This is a genomic window from Streptomyces sp. NPDC005576, from assembly GCF_042871745.1.
Classification (GTDB): domain Bacteria; phylum Actinomycetota; class Actinomycetes; order Streptomycetales; family Streptomycetaceae; genus Streptomyces.
This window is the reverse complement of sequence record NZ_JBIAJC010000010.1, coordinates 166,971-181,259: the sequence shown is the minus strand read 5'-3', so window position 1 is coordinate 181,259 and position 14,289 is coordinate 166,971. Positions and strand designations below refer to the sequence as shown.

Annotated in this window: 13 protein-coding genes and 1 riboswitch; of the genes, 6 read left to right on the top strand and 7 right to left on the bottom strand. The window is 70.7% G+C overall.

Going from position 1 to position 14,289, the window contains the following annotated elements; all coding sequences use genetic code 11:
• Positions 1 to 268 precede the first annotated feature (268 nt).
• Entirely contained in the window at positions 269 to 1,348 is a 1,080-nt protein-coding gene (gene hisC, locus ACFYPN_RS19630; protein WP_389299656.1) for a histidinol-phosphate transaminase, read from the bottom strand.
• Between the two features lie 430 nt (positions 1,349 to 1,778).
• On the opposite strand from hisC, the gene ACFYPN_RS19625 reads away from it, so the two are divergent.
• The 3 genes from ACFYPN_RS19625 (at position 1,779) to ACFYPN_RS19615 (ending at position 5,205) form a co-directional block, all read left to right on the top strand.
• Entirely contained in the window at positions 1,779 to 2,891 is a 1,113-nt protein-coding gene (locus ACFYPN_RS19625) for a LacI family DNA-binding transcriptional regulator (RefSeq protein ID WP_358759544.1), read from the top strand.
• A 174-nt stretch (positions 2,892 to 3,065) separates the two neighbouring features.
• Positions 3,066 to 4,145: a metallophosphoesterase gene (locus tag ACFYPN_RS19620; RefSeq protein WP_358759542.1), complete on the top strand. Its 1,080-nt coding sequence runs from the start codon at positions 3,066 to 3,068 to the stop codon at positions 4,143 to 4,145.
• Positions 4,146 to 4,329: 184 nt separating this feature from the next.
• A complete protein-coding gene (locus tag ACFYPN_RS19615; protein ID WP_389299654.1) occupies positions 4,330 to 5,205 on the top strand; it encodes a hypothetical protein in 876 nt (291 codons plus the stop codon).
• A 74-nt stretch (positions 5,206 to 5,279) separates the two neighbouring features.
• Here ACFYPN_RS19615 and ACFYPN_RS19610 read toward each other — a convergent pair whose 3' ends face one another.
• The gene (locus tag ACFYPN_RS19610) at positions 5,280 to 6,530 is read right to left on the bottom strand and encodes an MFS transporter (protein WP_389299651.1); all 1,251 of its coding nucleotides are present in this window, start codon (positions 6,528 to 6,530) and stop codon (positions 5,280 to 5,282) included.
• A gap of 161 nt (positions 6,531 to 6,691) precedes the next feature.
• Positions 6,692 to 8,482 carry a phosphomethylpyrimidine synthase ThiC gene (gene thiC / locus ACFYPN_RS19605; RefSeq protein WP_389299648.1) on the bottom strand — a complete coding sequence of 597 codons (1,791 nt, stop codon included), beginning with the start codon at positions 8,480 to 8,482 and terminating at the stop codon, positions 6,692 to 6,694.
• Positions 8,475 to 8,607, bottom strand: a riboswitch (TPP riboswitch). Its footprint overlaps the gene before it by 8 nt.
• Before the next feature lie 71 nt (positions 8,608 to 8,678).
• On the opposite strand from thiC, the gene ACFYPN_RS19600 reads away from it, so the two are divergent.
• The gene (locus ACFYPN_RS19600) at positions 8,679 to 10,010 is read left to right on the top strand and encodes a YibE/F family protein (protein WP_358759536.1); all 1,332 of its coding nucleotides are present in this window, start codon (positions 8,679 to 8,681) and stop codon (positions 10,008 to 10,010) included.
• A 36-nt stretch (positions 10,011 to 10,046) separates the two neighbouring features.
• Here the strand turns inward: ACFYPN_RS19600 and ACFYPN_RS19595 are convergent, their stop codons facing one another.
• The 4 genes from ACFYPN_RS19595 to ACFYPN_RS19580 all read right to left on the bottom strand — a co-directional run bounded on the left by ACFYPN_RS19595 (position 10,047) and on the right by ACFYPN_RS19580 (position 12,536).
• A complete protein-coding gene (locus ACFYPN_RS19595) occupies positions 10,047 to 10,484 on the bottom strand; it encodes an SsgA family sporulation/cell division regulator (RefSeq protein ID WP_266706557.1) in 438 nt (145 codons plus the stop codon).
• 101 nt (positions 10,485 to 10,585) lie between these two features.
• On the bottom strand, positions 10,586 to 11,356 hold the full coding sequence (locus ACFYPN_RS19590) for a helix-turn-helix domain-containing protein (RefSeq protein ID WP_358759674.1): 771 nt from the start codon (positions 11,354 to 11,356) through the stop codon (positions 10,586 to 10,588).
• 448 nt (positions 11,357 to 11,804) lie between these two features.
• On the bottom strand, positions 11,805 to 12,026 hold the full coding sequence (locus ACFYPN_RS19585; RefSeq protein ID WP_358759672.1) for a DUF5326 family protein: 222 nt from the start codon (positions 12,024 to 12,026) through the stop codon (positions 11,805 to 11,807).
• A gap of 192 nt (positions 12,027 to 12,218) precedes the next feature.
• A complete protein-coding gene (locus ACFYPN_RS19580) occupies positions 12,219 to 12,536 on the bottom strand; it encodes a cupin domain-containing protein (RefSeq protein WP_358759534.1) in 318 nt (105 codons plus the stop codon).
• Between the two features lie 81 nt (positions 12,537 to 12,617).
• On the opposite strand from ACFYPN_RS19580, the gene ACFYPN_RS19575 reads away from it, so the two are divergent.
• The gene (locus ACFYPN_RS19575) at positions 12,618 to 12,995 is read left to right on the top strand and encodes a phage holin family protein (protein ID WP_358759532.1); all 378 of its coding nucleotides are present in this window, start codon (positions 12,618 to 12,620) and stop codon (positions 12,993 to 12,995) included.
• An 83-nt stretch (positions 12,996 to 13,078) separates the two neighbouring features.
• Positions 13,079 to 14,203: a cystathionine gamma-lyase gene (locus ACFYPN_RS19570; protein WP_358759530.1), complete on the top strand. Its 1,125-nt coding sequence runs from the start codon at positions 13,079 to 13,081 to the stop codon at positions 14,201 to 14,203.
• The last annotated feature ends 86 nt before the right edge of the window (positions 14,204 to 14,289 follow it).

The following is a 14,289-nucleotide window of genomic DNA, read 5'->3' as shown; positions in this document are numbered from 1 at the left end:
CTTGTACGTGCCCACCCGGCACCGGACAGAACCGGCGCCCACGGGCGGTTTCAGGACAACAGCGACCATCGGGGCGACGGCGGCCCCGCGGCCTCGGCCACGTCCCCCACGCACCTGTGGCCCCACCCTCCCGAAGACCGAGGGCGGGGCCACAGGTGACCGGCGCCGGAGCCACGGTCAACGCGACTCCGGCGCCGACCGCGCCGCCCGGACGGGACGACGAGACGGCAGGACAGCAGGACAGCAGGACAGCAGGAGGAGGTGCGCGCTACAACTTGGTGCGGTACGCCTCCGCCGACTTGAGGAAGAGGTCGTTGCCCTCTTCCTCGCCGATCGTGACCCGCACGCCCTCACCGGCGAACGGCCGCACGACCACCCCGGCCCGCTCGCAGAACGCGGCGAAATCACCCGTGTGCTCGCCGAGCCGCAGCCAGACGAAGTTGGCCTGGCTCTCCGGCACCGTCCAGCCCTGTGCCACCAGCCCGCCGTGCACCCGGTTCCGCTCGGCCACCAGCGAGCCCACCCGTCCCAGCAGTGCGTCCTCGGCGCGCAGCGAGGCGATCGCCGCGTCCTGCGCGATCTGGCTCACGCCGAAGGGCACGGCCGTCTTGCGCAGCGCCGCCGCCACCGGTTCGTGCGCCACCGCGAAGCCGACCCGCAGTCCGGCCAGTCCGTACGCCTTCGAGAAGGTGCGCAGCACCGCGACGTTGGGCCGTTCCCGGTAGATCTCCAGGCCGTCGGGGACGTCGGCGTCACGGACGAACTCCTTGTACGCCTCGTCGAGCACCACCAGAACGTCGCCGGGCACCCGGTCGAGGAACCGCTCCAGCTCGGCCCGGCGGACCACCGTGCCGGTCGGGTTGTTGGGGTTGCAGACGAAGATCAGCCTTGTCCGGTCCGTGATGGCGTCCGCCATCGCGTCGAGGTCGTGGACGTCCCCGTCGGTCAGCGGCACCTTCACCGAGGTCGCCCCGCTGACCTGCGTGATGATCGGGTACGCCTCGAAGGAGCGCCAGGCGTAGATCACCTCGTCGCCGGGCCCCGACGTGGCCTGAAGCAGCTGCTGCGCGACACCCACCGAACCGGTTCCGGTGGCGAGGTGCGCGAGGGGCACCCCGAAACGGTCGGCCAGCTCGTTCATCAGGCCCGCGCAGGACATGTCGGGATAGCGGTTGAGCTCCGAGGCTGCCGCGAGCGCGGATTCCAGCACACCGGGCAGGGGCGGGTAGGGGTTTTCGTTGGAGGACAGCTTGAAGGCGACCGGCCCGTCCTGGGATGCCGGCCTGCCCGGCACATAGGCGGGAACACCATCCAGCTCGGGGCGCAGCTTGGGGCTCGTCTCGCTCACCACGGGTTCTCCTCGACGGTCGACGCACTTCGATGCGTCTCACCTTAAGAGGGGGTGCCGGGCCCTCCCCGCGACCGGGGGTGGTCTGCGTCACCTCCGGCCGCCCGTGCGGCCGACGCCCGGTGCGGCGAGGGGGCCCGCGGGCCGCGACGGGCGGGGCACATCCATGGGGGGCGTGCGCACACTCCGTTGCGCGCCGGTGGCTCGCGCCGTAGCGCGCGTCCCTCGAACTGGTGAGTTGCGACCTCTTCCGTCCACCGCTCCCAGGGCCGACTCAGCCCGATGCATACATGACACATCCGGCCGCCCTCCGCCAACTCCCTTGCTTTGCAAGGCAATCAGCCCCCGACGACCATGGAGAAACGTGCCTGTCAACAGGTGCATATGCGCCCGGCCGAGGTGGCCTCCCGAGCCCTACTATCGGCTCGCCATGACAGCAGCAGGGAAGCACCAGGTGAGCCGGACGGAGACCCCCCGGCGCAGCGGCCGGCCAGGACGCGCGGGTATCCGCGATGTAGCCGCCGCGGCAGGGGTCTCGATCACGACCGTCTCCGACGCGCTCAACGGCAAGGGCAGGCTCCCGGACGCCACCCGTCGCCATGTCCGCGAGGTCGCAGAGCGCCTGGGCTACCGCCCCTCGGCCGCGGCCCGCACCCTCCGCACGGGCAAGTCGGGCCTGATCGGCCTGACCGTGACCACGTACGGGGATGAACCTTTCACCTTCACCGAGTTCGCGTACTTCGCGGAGATGGCGAGGGCCGCCACCTCGGCCGCGCTCGCCCGGGGGTACGCCCTCGTGATCCTGCCCGCCACCTCGCGCCACGACGTCTGGTCCAACGTGGCGCTGGACGGGACCGTCGTCATCGATCCCTCGGACCAGGACCCGGTGGTCACCGAACTCCTCCGCCAGGGGCTGCCCGTCGTCTCCGACGGACGGCCCGCCGGATCGCTCCCGGTCACCGCGTGGGTCGACAACGACCACCGCGCGGCCGTGCTCGACCTCCTCGACCACCTGGCAGCGGCCGGCGCCCGGCGGATCGGGCTGCTCACCGGCACCACGACCGACACGTACACCCGGCTCTCCACCACCGCGTACCTGCACTGGTGCGAGCGCGTGGGCCAGGACCCGGTGTACGAGTCCTACCCGGCCCACGACCCGTGCGCCGGAGCGGTGGCCGCCGACCGGCTGCTCGCCCGCCCGGACCGGCCGGACGCCGTCTACGGCCTCTTCGACCCCAATGGCACCGACCTGCTGGCCGCGGCCCGCCGGTACGGCCTGCGCGTCCCCGACGACCTCCTGCTGGTCTGCTGCAGCGAGTCCACGGTCTACGCAACCACCGAGCCGCCCATCACCACGCTCTCGCTGAAGCCGCGCCGCATCGGCACCGCGGTGGTGCAGCTCCTCATCGACGCGATCGAGGGCGTCGAGCACGACGGACCGGTCGAGCAGGTGATACCGACCGAGCTCATCGTCCGGACCTCCTCGCAGCGCCGGCCGCCCCGTACGACGGTGAGCGCGCCACGCTCTCCGAGCAGGGATTGAACGGATTAATCCGGACCAATGGACAGGTGAACGACGCACCCGCCGGGATTCACCGCCCCTGGTGCGTCACACGGGGCGATCCGCGTTCCTATGATGGGCGCACGACACCGCGGACCCCCTCTACCAGGCAGGGCCCGTCAGGTGTACGGCGGCGCGACGGTGGTGGAGGGGTCGATGACTCAGAGGGCCGGTCAGGAACCCGTGGTGCGTACGGCGACGTTGCGCGACTTCCGCGTTCCGCCGTACACGCGAACGACCATGTCCGGGACGGACCCGCATCCGGACGGCGCGCTCACGCATCCCGGGAACGCCGTTCCCGACGACGGGGTGCCGGAGGGCTACACGCCGACCGAGCGCGACCTGCCCGTGATCACCCCGGCGGGGGTGCCCGTCGCGGCATCCGTGCCGGACGCGGACGCCGACGGGGCCGACGGGCTCGGCCCGCTCTACGTCGTGGGCGACGTGCACGGCTACCTCGACGAGCTGAAGGCCGCGCTCGCCGACCAGGGCCTCATCGACGTCAACGGCAACTGGTCGGCGGGCAACGCCCGGCTCTGGTTCCTCGGCGACTTCACGGACCGGGGCCCCGACGGCATCGGCGTCATCGACCTGGTGATGCAGCTCTCGGCCGAGGCCGCCGCCGCGGGCGGCTACTGCAAGGCGCTGATGGGCAACCACGAGCTGCTCCTCATCGGCGCGAAGCGCTTCGCGGACACCCCGGTGAACTCCGGCGCCGGCACCGCCACCTTCCAGGCCGCCTGGCTGCTCAACGGCGGCCAGAAACACGACATGGAGCGGCTGCGCGACGTCCACCTGCAGTGGATGTCCCGGCTGGACGCTGTCGTCGAAGAGGACGGGCATCTGCTGATGCACTCCGACACCACGGCGTACCTCGACTACGGGGCGACCATCGAAGACGTCAACGACACGGTCCACGCCATCCTGACCCGTAATGACGCGGACGAGTGCTGGGACCTGTTCCGCAAGCTCACCAAGCGGTTCGCGTTCCGCGACGACGGCGGCACGCAGGCGGTGCGCGAGCTGATGGCCGCGTACGGCGGCCGCCGGGTCGTCCACGGCCACAGCCCCATTCCGTACCTCCTCGGCGAGGTCGGATCGGAGGACGGCGAGAACGGCGCGGGGCCGGTGGTGCGCGGACCGCACCTGTACGCGGACGGGCTCGCCATCGCCATGGACGGCGGAGTGACCATGGCCGGAAAGCTACTGGTCGCACAACTCCCCCTGCATGACTGACATCTTCGCCGGGTAGGGCTCCGCCGACCCGATCGTTCGCGGTCGGCGGGCCTATTTCTGGAAACACCCTGTCACCGCTCGCCCCGGGCGCTCTACCATCGGCGTATCAGTAGCAGGCTCTCCTCCGTTTCGTCCGAGACGCCCCGCCGTGCGCGGGTTTCCGGGCGCCACGGAGCATCGGGGGATGCAGATGACAAGCGCTCCGCACCTGCTGGCCGAGGACGGGCCCGAGTACGAGCGAATCCTCGGCGACGCGCTGCGCCACGCGCACGAACGGCCGGATCTGGACGGCGTCGGGGAACGGCTCAACCGGGAACAGCTGCGGACCATGGCGCTGAGCGCCACCGCGCTGATCACCGCGGCAGCCGCCACCGAGTACGAGCACTACGTGAAGGCGCGCGGGGAACTCCGGGTCCCGACCGGGGACGCCGACCAAGACTCCGACGAGGTGCGGGACTCGCCCGACCGCCCCGGCGAGGGCGTCGGGGTCGGCGCGGTCGTCACCGTGCTCGCGCCGCTCCTCGCGGGTTCCGCCGCGGTGATCTTCCTGCTGATCGGCTATCTCCTCCGGGCGGTGAGCTCCGCGGCCATCGCGGGCCCGCTGATCACCGCCGGCTGGCTCTTCGCCGCGCTCGCCGCTCTGGCGATACTCGCCGCCGCCGTCGGACTGCTGGTCACGGCGCTCCGCAACAGCTCCAACGAGCTGGCCGTCGCCATGGCGGAGGACGACGTGCCGGAGGAGATCGCCAGGGCCCGGGAAGCCTGGCGCCACGCCCTGCTGGAACGCGGCATCCTCCCGTTCCTGCGCGACGCGCTGGACGACCCGTCCGCCGCACCGGCCGCCCGCGCCCCCCGGCCGTCACCGAACCGCATCCCGAAGATCGGTTACAGCAGCCCCGACTTCTCGAACCCGCGGGACGGCTCGCGCCAGAGCCCTCGGCCCTCCTTCACCAGCCCGGATTTCAGCAGCCCGGACTTCGACAGCCCCGGCTTCGACAGCCCCGGCTCTCCGAGTCCGGGCTCCGGCGGTGCGGGCTCCGGCGGTCCGAAAGACGGATAGCCGGCGTCCGGCCATGAGCGGCCGGGCCGCGGGAACCTGGCGACCGGGGCGCCGCACCGCATCCCGCCTCCGGTTCAGCCCGCCTCGGCCACCGCCACCTGCCCCTGGGGACCCGACGCCCTCAACCCTCGTACCTGGGGCGAGAGCAGAGCTCCCGCGGTGGCCAGCACCACCAGAACCGCGCAGCCGTACAACGCCGGTCCCGGTCCCACCGCGGCCGCGACCGGACCCGCGACCAGCAGCCCGAGCGGGGCGAAGGCGAGCGAACCGAAGAGGTCGTACGAACTCACCCTCGAAAGGGTGTCCTCCGGGATCTCCCGCTGCACGGTCGTGGACCACAGCACGGCGAAGACGTCACCCGCCACCCCCGCGCAGAACATGGCCGCCGCGATCACGGCGAGCGGCGCGTGAGCGCCGAGGAGCGCGAGGGGAGCGGCGAGGGGAAAGGTCGCGAGGACCGCGACGAGGACGGGGCGCCCCACCCGCAGACGGGCCGACGCCCCGGCCCCGGCGATCATGCCCAGCGCCTGGGCGGCCACCAGGACCGACCAGGCCCGCGCACCGCCGAACTCCTCCTCCGCCACCAGCGGACCGAGCACGCCCAGCGTGGCGTTGAGCGCGGCCACCACGAAGGTGTACTGCGCCACGACCGCCCAGAGCCACTGCCGGCCGGCGAACGCCGTCCAGCCCTCGCGCAGATCGGTCCACCCGGAGGAACCTCCGCGCGGCCGGCCGGCCAGGCGCAGCCCACCCGTCAGCGCCGCGCTGACGACGAAGGAAGCGGCGTTCAGCGCGAGCGCCCACCCCGCGCCGACGAACGCGACGGTGACTCCGGACAGGGCGAGGCCCAGCAGCAACGCCCCGTGGGAACCGACGCGCAGCAGCCCGTTGGCCTCCTGGAGGCGGTCGGCGGGGACCACGAGCGGGACCACCCCGTCCATGGCCGGCGCGAACATCGCGGTGGCCGTACCGGTCAGCACCGCCAACACGCACATCGCCCCCAGGGGGGCGTGGCCGGTCAGCACCATCGCGGCCAGACCGGCGTAGGCGGCGGCGCCGGCGACATCGGCCAGCACCATCAGCCGGGACCGCGACGTCCGGTCCGCGACCACCCCTCCGACCAGGACGAAGACCAGTTGCGGCAGGGCTTGGCAGGCCAGCACCAGGGAGAGCCGGCCGGGACCGCTCCCGGACAGTGCCAGCACCGCGAAGGCCAGTGCCACCCGGGCGAATCCGTTGCCCAGGATCGAGACGAACCGGGCGGCGACGAGCAGGGCGAACCGTCGGTTCCGCCGGAGGGGTAACCGGGCCGGGGAAGGTGTCATGACGGGTCACCCCAGGGGGTGTCCACCGGACACCACCCGGGGCGCGCACACCCGTCCCACCGCCTCCCGACCCGTCCCGGCCATCGCCGGGTGACCGTGGGCGCCCCGAGAAGCCGCCGCCCGCCCTCCTCACCGGGGGTGCCGGGCGGCCCTCCGACGGTTCAGTCCGCGAGCGGAAGGTAGACGCGGCTGCCCGAGGCCGCGAACTCCTTCGACTTCTCCAGCATCCCGGCCTCGATCTCCTCCGGGGTGGCGGCCTCCTCGCCGCCGAACTGCTCGGTGATGCTTCTGCTGATCTTCATCGAGCAGAACTTGGGTCCGCACATCGAGCAGAAGTGCGCCGTCTTGGCCGGTTCGGCGGGCAGCGTCTCGTCGTGGAAGGCGCGTGCGGTGTCCGGGTCGAGCGCCAGGTTGAACTGGTCCTCCCAGCGGAACTCGAACCGTGCGTCCGACAGCGCGTCGTCCCAGTCCTGCGCACCCGGGTGCCCCTTGGCCAGGTCGGCTGCGTGGGCCGCGATCTTGTAGGTGATGACCCCGGTCTTCACGTCGTCCCGGTCGGGCAGCCCCAAATGCTCCTTGGGGGTCACGTAGCAGAGCATCGCCGTGCCCCACCAGGCGATCATCGCCGCTCCGATACCGGAGGTGATGTGGTCGTACGCCGGTGCGACGTCGGTGGTCAGCGGGCCGAGGGTGTAGAACGGCGCCTCCTCGCAGATCTCCTGCTGGAGGTCGATGTTCTCCTTGATCTTGTGCATCGGGACGTGCCCCGGCCCCTCGATCATCGTCTGCACGCCGTACCGTTTGGCGATCGAGTTCAGCTCGCCGAGGGTGCGCAACTCGGCGAACTGGGCCTCGTCATTGGCGTCGGCGATGGACCCCGGCCGCAGTCCGTCCCCGAGCGAGTACGTCACGTCGTACGTCGCGAGGAGTTCGCAGAGCTCCTCGAAGTTCTCGTAGAGGAACGATTCCTTGTGGTGCGCGAGGCACCAGGCCGCCATGATCGAGCCGCCCCGGGAGACGATGCCCGTCTTCCGGCGCGCGGTGAGGGGGACGTACGGAAGGCGCACCCCGGCGTGCACCGTCATGTAGTCCACGCCCTGCTCGGCCTGTTCGACGACCGTGTCCCGGTAGATCTCCCAGGTCAGCTCCTCCGCCCGGCCGTCCACCTTTTCGAGTGCCTGGTAGAGCGGGACGGTACCGATGGGCACGGGGGAGTTGCGGAGGACCCACTCGCGGGTGGTGTGGATGTTGCGGCCGGTGGACAGGTCCATGACCGTGTCGGCGCCCCACCGGGTCGCCCAGGTCATCTTGTCCACCTCCTCCTCGATGGAGGAGGCCACGGCCGAGTTGCCGATGTTCGCGTTCACCTTCACCAGAAACCGCTTGCCGATGATCATCGGCTCGATCTCCGGGTGGTTCACATTGGCCGGCAGCACCGCCCGGCCGGCCGCGATCTCCTCGACGACGACCTCCGGGGCGACGTTCTCCCGGATCGCGACGTACTCCATCTCGGGGGTGATCTCCCCGCGCCGCGCGTAGGCGAGCTGGGTGACGGGGCGTCCGTCGCGGCTGCGCCGGGGCCTGCGCGCGCCGCCGGGGAAGACCGCGTCGAGGTTGCGCAGGCCGTCGCGGGAGGCGGGCGGGCGGCCGTCGTCCTCCGGACGGACCGGGCGCCCCTCGTACTCCTCGGTGTCGCCCCGGTCCTCGATCCAGCCGCCGCGCACGGAGGCGAGGCCCCGGCGGACGTCGGTCGTGACCGCGGAATCGGTGTACGGACCGGACGTGTCGTAGAGCGTCACGTCCTTGCCGTTGGTCAGGTGCACCTGACGGACCGGCACCCGGAGGCCGGGGCGCGAGCCCTCGACGTATCCCTTGTGCCAGCCGATGGACTTGCTCGCCCCGACGCTCTCGTTCGTCGTGGAGGCAGGCGTGCGTGCGTCCGATGTGGTCATGAGACCTACTCCCTACGCCGGCATTACCCGGTAACAGGTTCGGCGGTCGGCGCAGCCTGTCCCGTGAGGATTCACGAGGTCAGCGCCCTCTCAGCCCGGTGCTCCGAGCTCCCGCGTGTGCAAAGGTGCCACCACGCTAGCGCCCGCCCGGCCGTGCTGAACAGGGGGCCTCCGCCGCAGTTGGGATGATCGCCCGGTGAACTCCTCCCAGGACCGGCCCGAACCCCAGGACCCCTCGCACGGCCATACCCACAGCCATGGCCCCGCGGCGCCCGTCTCCACCCATCTGCGGAAGGTCATCGCCTGTGTGCTGATCCCCTTCGCGGCGGCGGTGGTCGTCGGCCTGGTGGTGCTCTGGCCCGGCGGAACACCCGCCCACGAGCGGACCGGTGTGGGCTTCGACCGGCAGACCGAGCAGGGAGAGGTGGTGCGGGTGGACCGGGTGAACTGCGCGGACGTCAACGCGGCCCAGGTCCCCGCCACGGGCGGTGCGTCGACGGGCTCCGGCCCGGCCGGCGCGGCCGGGGAGACCGGCGACTGCAAGAAGGCCACCATCGAGGTGACCAGCGGCAAGGACGAGGGACGCAGGTTCGCCGAGATCATCCAGCCGGACGCGTCACGGCAGTTGAGCGAGGGCCAGGGCGTCGTGCTCGCCTACGCGCCGGACGCTCCGCACGATCTGCAGTACTCGGTGACCGATGTGGACCGGAAGCTTCCGATGGCGCTGCTGGCGGGACTCTTCGCCGTCGCCGTGGTGGTGGTGGGGCGGCTGCGCGGGGTGATGGCGCTCGTGGCGCTCGCGGTGTCCTTCGCCGTGCTGACGCTGTTCATCCTCCCGGCGATCCTGCAGGGGTCCAACCCGCTGCTCGTGGCGGTGGTCGGGGCCAGCGCGATCATGCTCATCGCGCTGTACACCTGCCACGGAGTGACCGCCCGCACCTCGGTGGCGGTCATCGGCACGCTGATCTCGCTGGTACTGATCGGGCTGCTGGGCTCGGTCTTCATCGACTGGGCGGGGCTGACCGGCAACACCGACGACAACACCGGCCTCATCCACGGCCTCTATCCGGACATCGACATGAGCGGCCTGCTGCTGGCCGGTGTCATCATCGGTTCGCTCGGGGTCCTGGACGACGTGACGGTCACACAGACGTCGGCGGTGTGGGAGCTGCACCAGGCGAACCCGGCCACGGGGGCGCGCGGGCTCTACCGGGCGGGCATCAGGATCGGGCGCGACCACATCGCCTCGGTGGTCAACACCCTGGTGCTCGCCTACGCGGGCGCGGCGCTGCCACTGCTGCTGCTGTTCTCCATCGCGCAGAGCAGCGTGGGCACGGTCGCCAACAGTGAGCTGGTGGCGGCGGAGATCGTCCGCACTCTCGTCGGCTCGATCGGACTGGTCGCCTCGGTGCCCGTCACGACGGTGCTCGCCGCTCTGGTGGTGTCCGCGGACCGCACAGGGCTCGGCGCGGAAGCCAAAGCTCCTGCACCCGTACGGACCGGGAGGGGCCGCCGCCGCAAGGCATGAGCGCGAGGACCCAAAAGCTGACGGGCTGACAGCCTGTCAGCCCGCGTTCTGCTCCTCGGCGAGGATCCTGCCGAGCGCCTCTTCGAGATTCCCGTCGAAGTCACCCTGCGTGTGCTCCTGCCCCAGTGGCACCAGCTTGTCCGTCCGGTCGAGGAACGCGACGAGCGGTGCCGTCCCGGCTCGGAACAAGGCCCGGTCCGCACCGACCTGGAGCCGGATGTGCACGTCACAGAGGCCCTCGGGTTCGGTCGGGCCGATGTGCACATCGCCGTCGCCGCTTGGGCTGTTGAGGCCGTCGAGCAGGAGCTCACGACCAAAAGCCCAGGTGACAGGGGCGTCACCCGGCAGATGGAAGGTCATCCGGATCGCGTACGGATCGCTCACCTCGTACCGGAGCTCCACCGGAATACGGAACGAGAGCTCCTCCGAGACGAGGAAACTCATCATGACCTCTGCTTGAACCGACTCGCGCATCGTTCAACCCCGCAGTAGATGAATCTGGCCAGGAATGATCCCCCGTGGCCCTATTGACGCCATCGTGGTGCACGCGATAGCAGATCACAAGGAGTGATTTTTCAGATACTGATAGAGAACACGAACGAACGCAAGAGCCGTGCCACTTCGGCACGTAGTTGTTCGACTGCGGGGAGCAACTGGTCCTGTCGGTCCAGGGGTAGAGAAATGGCCATCGCGGCGACGACCGAACCTGCGGTGATGGGGATGGCGGCACAGACGGTTCCCAGTGCGTACTCCTGTCGCTCAATGACAGGTTTCATACGCTCCATCGAACGCAATCGCTCAAGTAGGACCGGCCCATCTCGCACTGAGTAACGGGTCAGCGGACGCACCGGATGGCGGAGCAGATGGTCCTCACGTGACTCCTCGTCGAGCTGACCGAGGAGGCACTGACCCAGGGCGTGCGCGTGGCCGGTCTCCGCGAAGGGGGCCCACTCGTCCACGGCCGGCGTCTCGGCGGAGTCCGCCACGGCGACCAGCTCGATCTCTCCCTCACGGTAGACCGCGCAGTACACCGGGGCCCCCAACTCGTCGCACCACCGCACGAGGGAGTCGTTGAGCCTGCCGCGCCTGCTCTCCTCGGCCGCCAGGCCGGACATCCGCTCGGCGGCGGCGCCGAGGACGAAGACACCGTTCTCCCGGCGGAGATAACCCTCGTGGGCCAGGGTGCGCAGCAGGTGATAGGTGGTCGGCAGGGGCAGCCCCGCCTCCCGCGCCAACTGCTTGGCGGGAGCGCCGGCCTGATGGGCGCCCACCGCCTCCAGCAGTCTCAGGGCCCGCTGGACCGAACCGATCAGCGTCGGGACAGTGGTGGTCGATGCCGTGGTCACGGTCACCCCCAGGCATGGTGACGGGCGGTCAGCCCTCCCGTGGAGGCCGCCCCCACGGGCGTGCCGCGAGCCCGGGGCGCACACTCGACTGTCGCGGAACCATGGGTCAGGATGGTGACGGACAGTACTTACCAGGCGGCGGCAGCGAAGCGTCACTGTAGCCGCCGGGGCCATTCGTGGGGCGGTTTCGGGCCCCGCTTAGCTCTGCCGGGCTAATCCACGCGACGCTCCGTGACCATCCTGCGGGGCGCGACGCTTTTCGGGTGGCCTTGCGTGGGGATCGTGCGTGGGTGGGGACCTTGCGTGGGCGCGCGTGGGCCTGCAGGGGTTTTCCCCAGGCGCTGAGGTCCGTACGCGGAACGGTCCGTACGCGGACGGTCCAGGCACTGGGCGGTCCGGGCGCTGCTCGGTCCGCGCCCGGGGACGGTCCGCGCCCGGGCGTCGACGCCTACCAGTCGCTCCGGGAGTCCGAGGAGGACGTGAAGAACCTCCGCACGACGAAGATCAGCCCGCCGACGAGGATGACGAAGAGCAACACCTTGAAGAGCAGCGTGACCACGAAGGTCACCACGCTGGCGATCAGTCCGCCGAACACGGCGATCGCGATCACCGGCACCGCGATCCACTTCACCCACCAGGGCATTCCCGCGAATATCTCCCGGACCGCCATCGTCCCTACCTCGTCTCTCATGTCCCTGCCCCGTAGAGCCGGGGGTCCCCGGTCCTGGTCCCCGACCTCCCGGTTACCGATACCGATGCTAGAGCGGAGGCGGTGGCCACGGGCGGTCCGTACCCCCCGGAATTCCCTGATCGATCCCCTAGGGCCTGGGCCTTCGGATCAGGTAGGGCCTGGGCCTTCGGATCAGGCTTCCGCCGGGGAGAAGACCACCATGACGCGGAGGTCCTCGGTGATGTGGTGGAACTTGTGGGCCACGCCGGCCGGCACGTACACGACGCTTCCCCGGCCCACCACGGTCGTCTCCGTGCCCACGGTGATCGACCCCCGCCCGCTGACGACGAGGTACACCTCGTCCTGGCCGTGCGGGTTCTGCGGATCGAGGGCCCCGGCGTCCAGCGCGTAGAGACCCACGGACATGTTCCGCTCGCGAAGGAACTGCAGGTAGGCACCATCGTTGGCGGCTCGTTCCGCTTCCAGCTCGTCCAGCCTGAATGCCTTCATGTGCGGTGCGCCTCTCGTGGTCGTCCCGGGTTGCCGTACGGACGGTCTACCCCGTGGTCGGTGTCTGCCACGATCAGACACATGAAGAATTTCGTAGTCAAGACGACCGCCAACGCAGCCGCTCTGGCGGTGGCCATCTGGCTGCTGCAGGACATCACGCTGACCGGCTCCGGAACCGGTCGCAAGGTCCTCACCCTGATCCTGGTCGCCCTCCTCTTCGGCCTGGTCAACTTCCTCGTCAAGCCGGTCGTCCAGCTCCTGACGCTGCCGCTCTTCATCCTCACCCTGGGCCTGATCACCCTGGTCGTCAACGCCCTCATGCTGAAACTGACGTCGTTGCTGGCCGACGCGGCCGACCTCAGCTTCCACGTGGAGGGCTTCTGGACCGCCGTGCTGGGCGGCCTGATCATCTCCGTCGTCTCCTGGGCCATGCACGTGGCTCTCCCCGACGAAGACTGAGACACCCTGACGGACTTCGCCCACGGGCTGAGAAGGTGCAGGCAGCACCGGCGACGGCCCGGGAAGGAAGCAAGGAGCGCAGCATGAGCACCATCGGCGACGGAACGAGAGCGGTACGAGCGGGTCTCCCCGAGCCGCAGCAGTACGAACCCACCCTCCCGGGACCCGTCTTCGCCGCGCACTTCCACCTCTCGGGAGAGCCGGTAGGGCCGTACACCTATGGCCGGGAGACCAACCCGACGTGGACGCACCTGGAGAAGGCCATCGGTGAGCTGGAGGCGCCGGGAGAGGAGGTCGTGACGACCGTCTTCGCCTCCGGCATGGCCGCGATCTCGGGCGTCCTCTTCTCCCAGCTTCGCGCGGGTGACGTCGTCGTCCTGCCGAACGACGGTTACCAGGCACTGCCACTGGTCCGGGAGCAGCTGGAGGCGTACGGCGTGGAGGTCCGCACCGCGCCCACCGGCGGCGACGCCCAGCTGGCCGCCCTCGAGGGGGCCAAGCTGCTCTGGATCGAGACACCGTCCAACCCGGGCCTCGATGTCTGCGACGTCCGTCGGCTGGTCGAGGCTGCACACGCCGGCGGCACCCTGGTGGCCGTCGACAATACCCTGGCCACCCCGATCGGGCAGCGGCCTCTGGACCTGGGCGCCGACTTCTCGGTGGCAAGCGACACCAAGGGCATGACCGGCCACGGCGACATCCTGCTCGGCCACGTGACCTGCCGGGATGCTGGACTCGCCGCGGGGGTGCGGCGTTGGCGCAAGGTGGTCGGCGCGATCCCCGGTCCGATGGAGGCATGGCTCGCGCACCGGTCGCTCGCCACTCTCCAGCTGCGCATCGAGCGCCAGTGCTCCACGGCGCTCACCCTGGCCGAGGCGCTCGTCGAGCGGCCCGAGGTGACCGGCCTGCGCTACCCCGGTCTCCCCTCCGACCCGTCGTACCCGGTCGCCGCGCGGCAGATGCGCCGCTTCGGGTCCGTGGTCTCGTTCGAGCTGGCCGACAAGGAAACCGCCGAACGCTTCCTGGAGGCGCTGCGACTGGTCGACGACGCCACGAGCTTCGGCGGACTGCGGTCCACCGCGGAGCGGCGCGGCCGTTGGGGAGGCGACGCGGTCTCCGAGGGCTTCGTCCGTTTCTCGGTCGGCGCCGAGGACCCCGAGGACCTGCTCGCCGACGTGGCACAGGCTCTGGACGCGGCCGGACGCTGACCGCATGGTGACCGGCGGGGTTGCGGGGGGGCCCGCGGGGGAGAGAGATGGCCCCCGAACCCCCCCCCGGGTGTTGGGAGGGGGTG

Coding starts and splice junctions, on each gene's coding strand:
- ACFYPN_RS19625 (WP_358759544.1), top strand. CDS start 1,779: ATGACAGCAGCAGGGAAGCACCAGGTGAGCCGGACGGAGACCCCCCGG.
- ACFYPN_RS19620 (WP_358759542.1), top strand. CDS start 3,066: ATGACTCAGAGGGCCGGTCAGGAACCCGTGGTGCGTACGGCGACGTTG.
- ACFYPN_RS19585 (WP_358759672.1), bottom strand. CDS start 12,026: ATGGCGGTCCGGGAGATATTCGCGGGAATGCCCTGGTGGGTGAAGTGG.
- ACFYPN_RS19570 (WP_358759530.1), top strand. CDS start 13,079: ATGAGCACCATCGGCGACGGAACGAGAGCGGTACGAGCGGGTCTCCCC.
- thiC (WP_389299648.1), bottom strand. CDS start 8,482: ATGACCACATCGGACGCACGCACGCCTGCCTCCACGACGAACGAGAGC.
- ACFYPN_RS19580 (WP_358759534.1), bottom strand. CDS start 12,536: ATGAAGGCATTCAGGCTGGACGAGCTGGAAGCGGAACGAGCCGCCAAC.
- ACFYPN_RS19615 (WP_389299654.1), top strand. CDS start 4,330: ATGCAGATGACAAGCGCTCCGCACCTGCTGGCCGAGGACGGGCCCGAG.
- ACFYPN_RS19610 (WP_389299651.1), bottom strand. CDS start 6,530: ATGACACCTTCCCCGGCCCGGTTACCCCTCCGGCGGAACCGACGGTTC.
- ACFYPN_RS19595 (WP_266706557.1), bottom strand. CDS start 10,484: ATGCGCGAGTCGGTTCAAGCAGAGGTCATGATGAGTTTCCTCGTCTCG.
- ACFYPN_RS19575 (WP_358759532.1), top strand. CDS start 12,618: ATGAAGAATTTCGTAGTCAAGACGACCGCCAACGCAGCCGCTCTGGCG.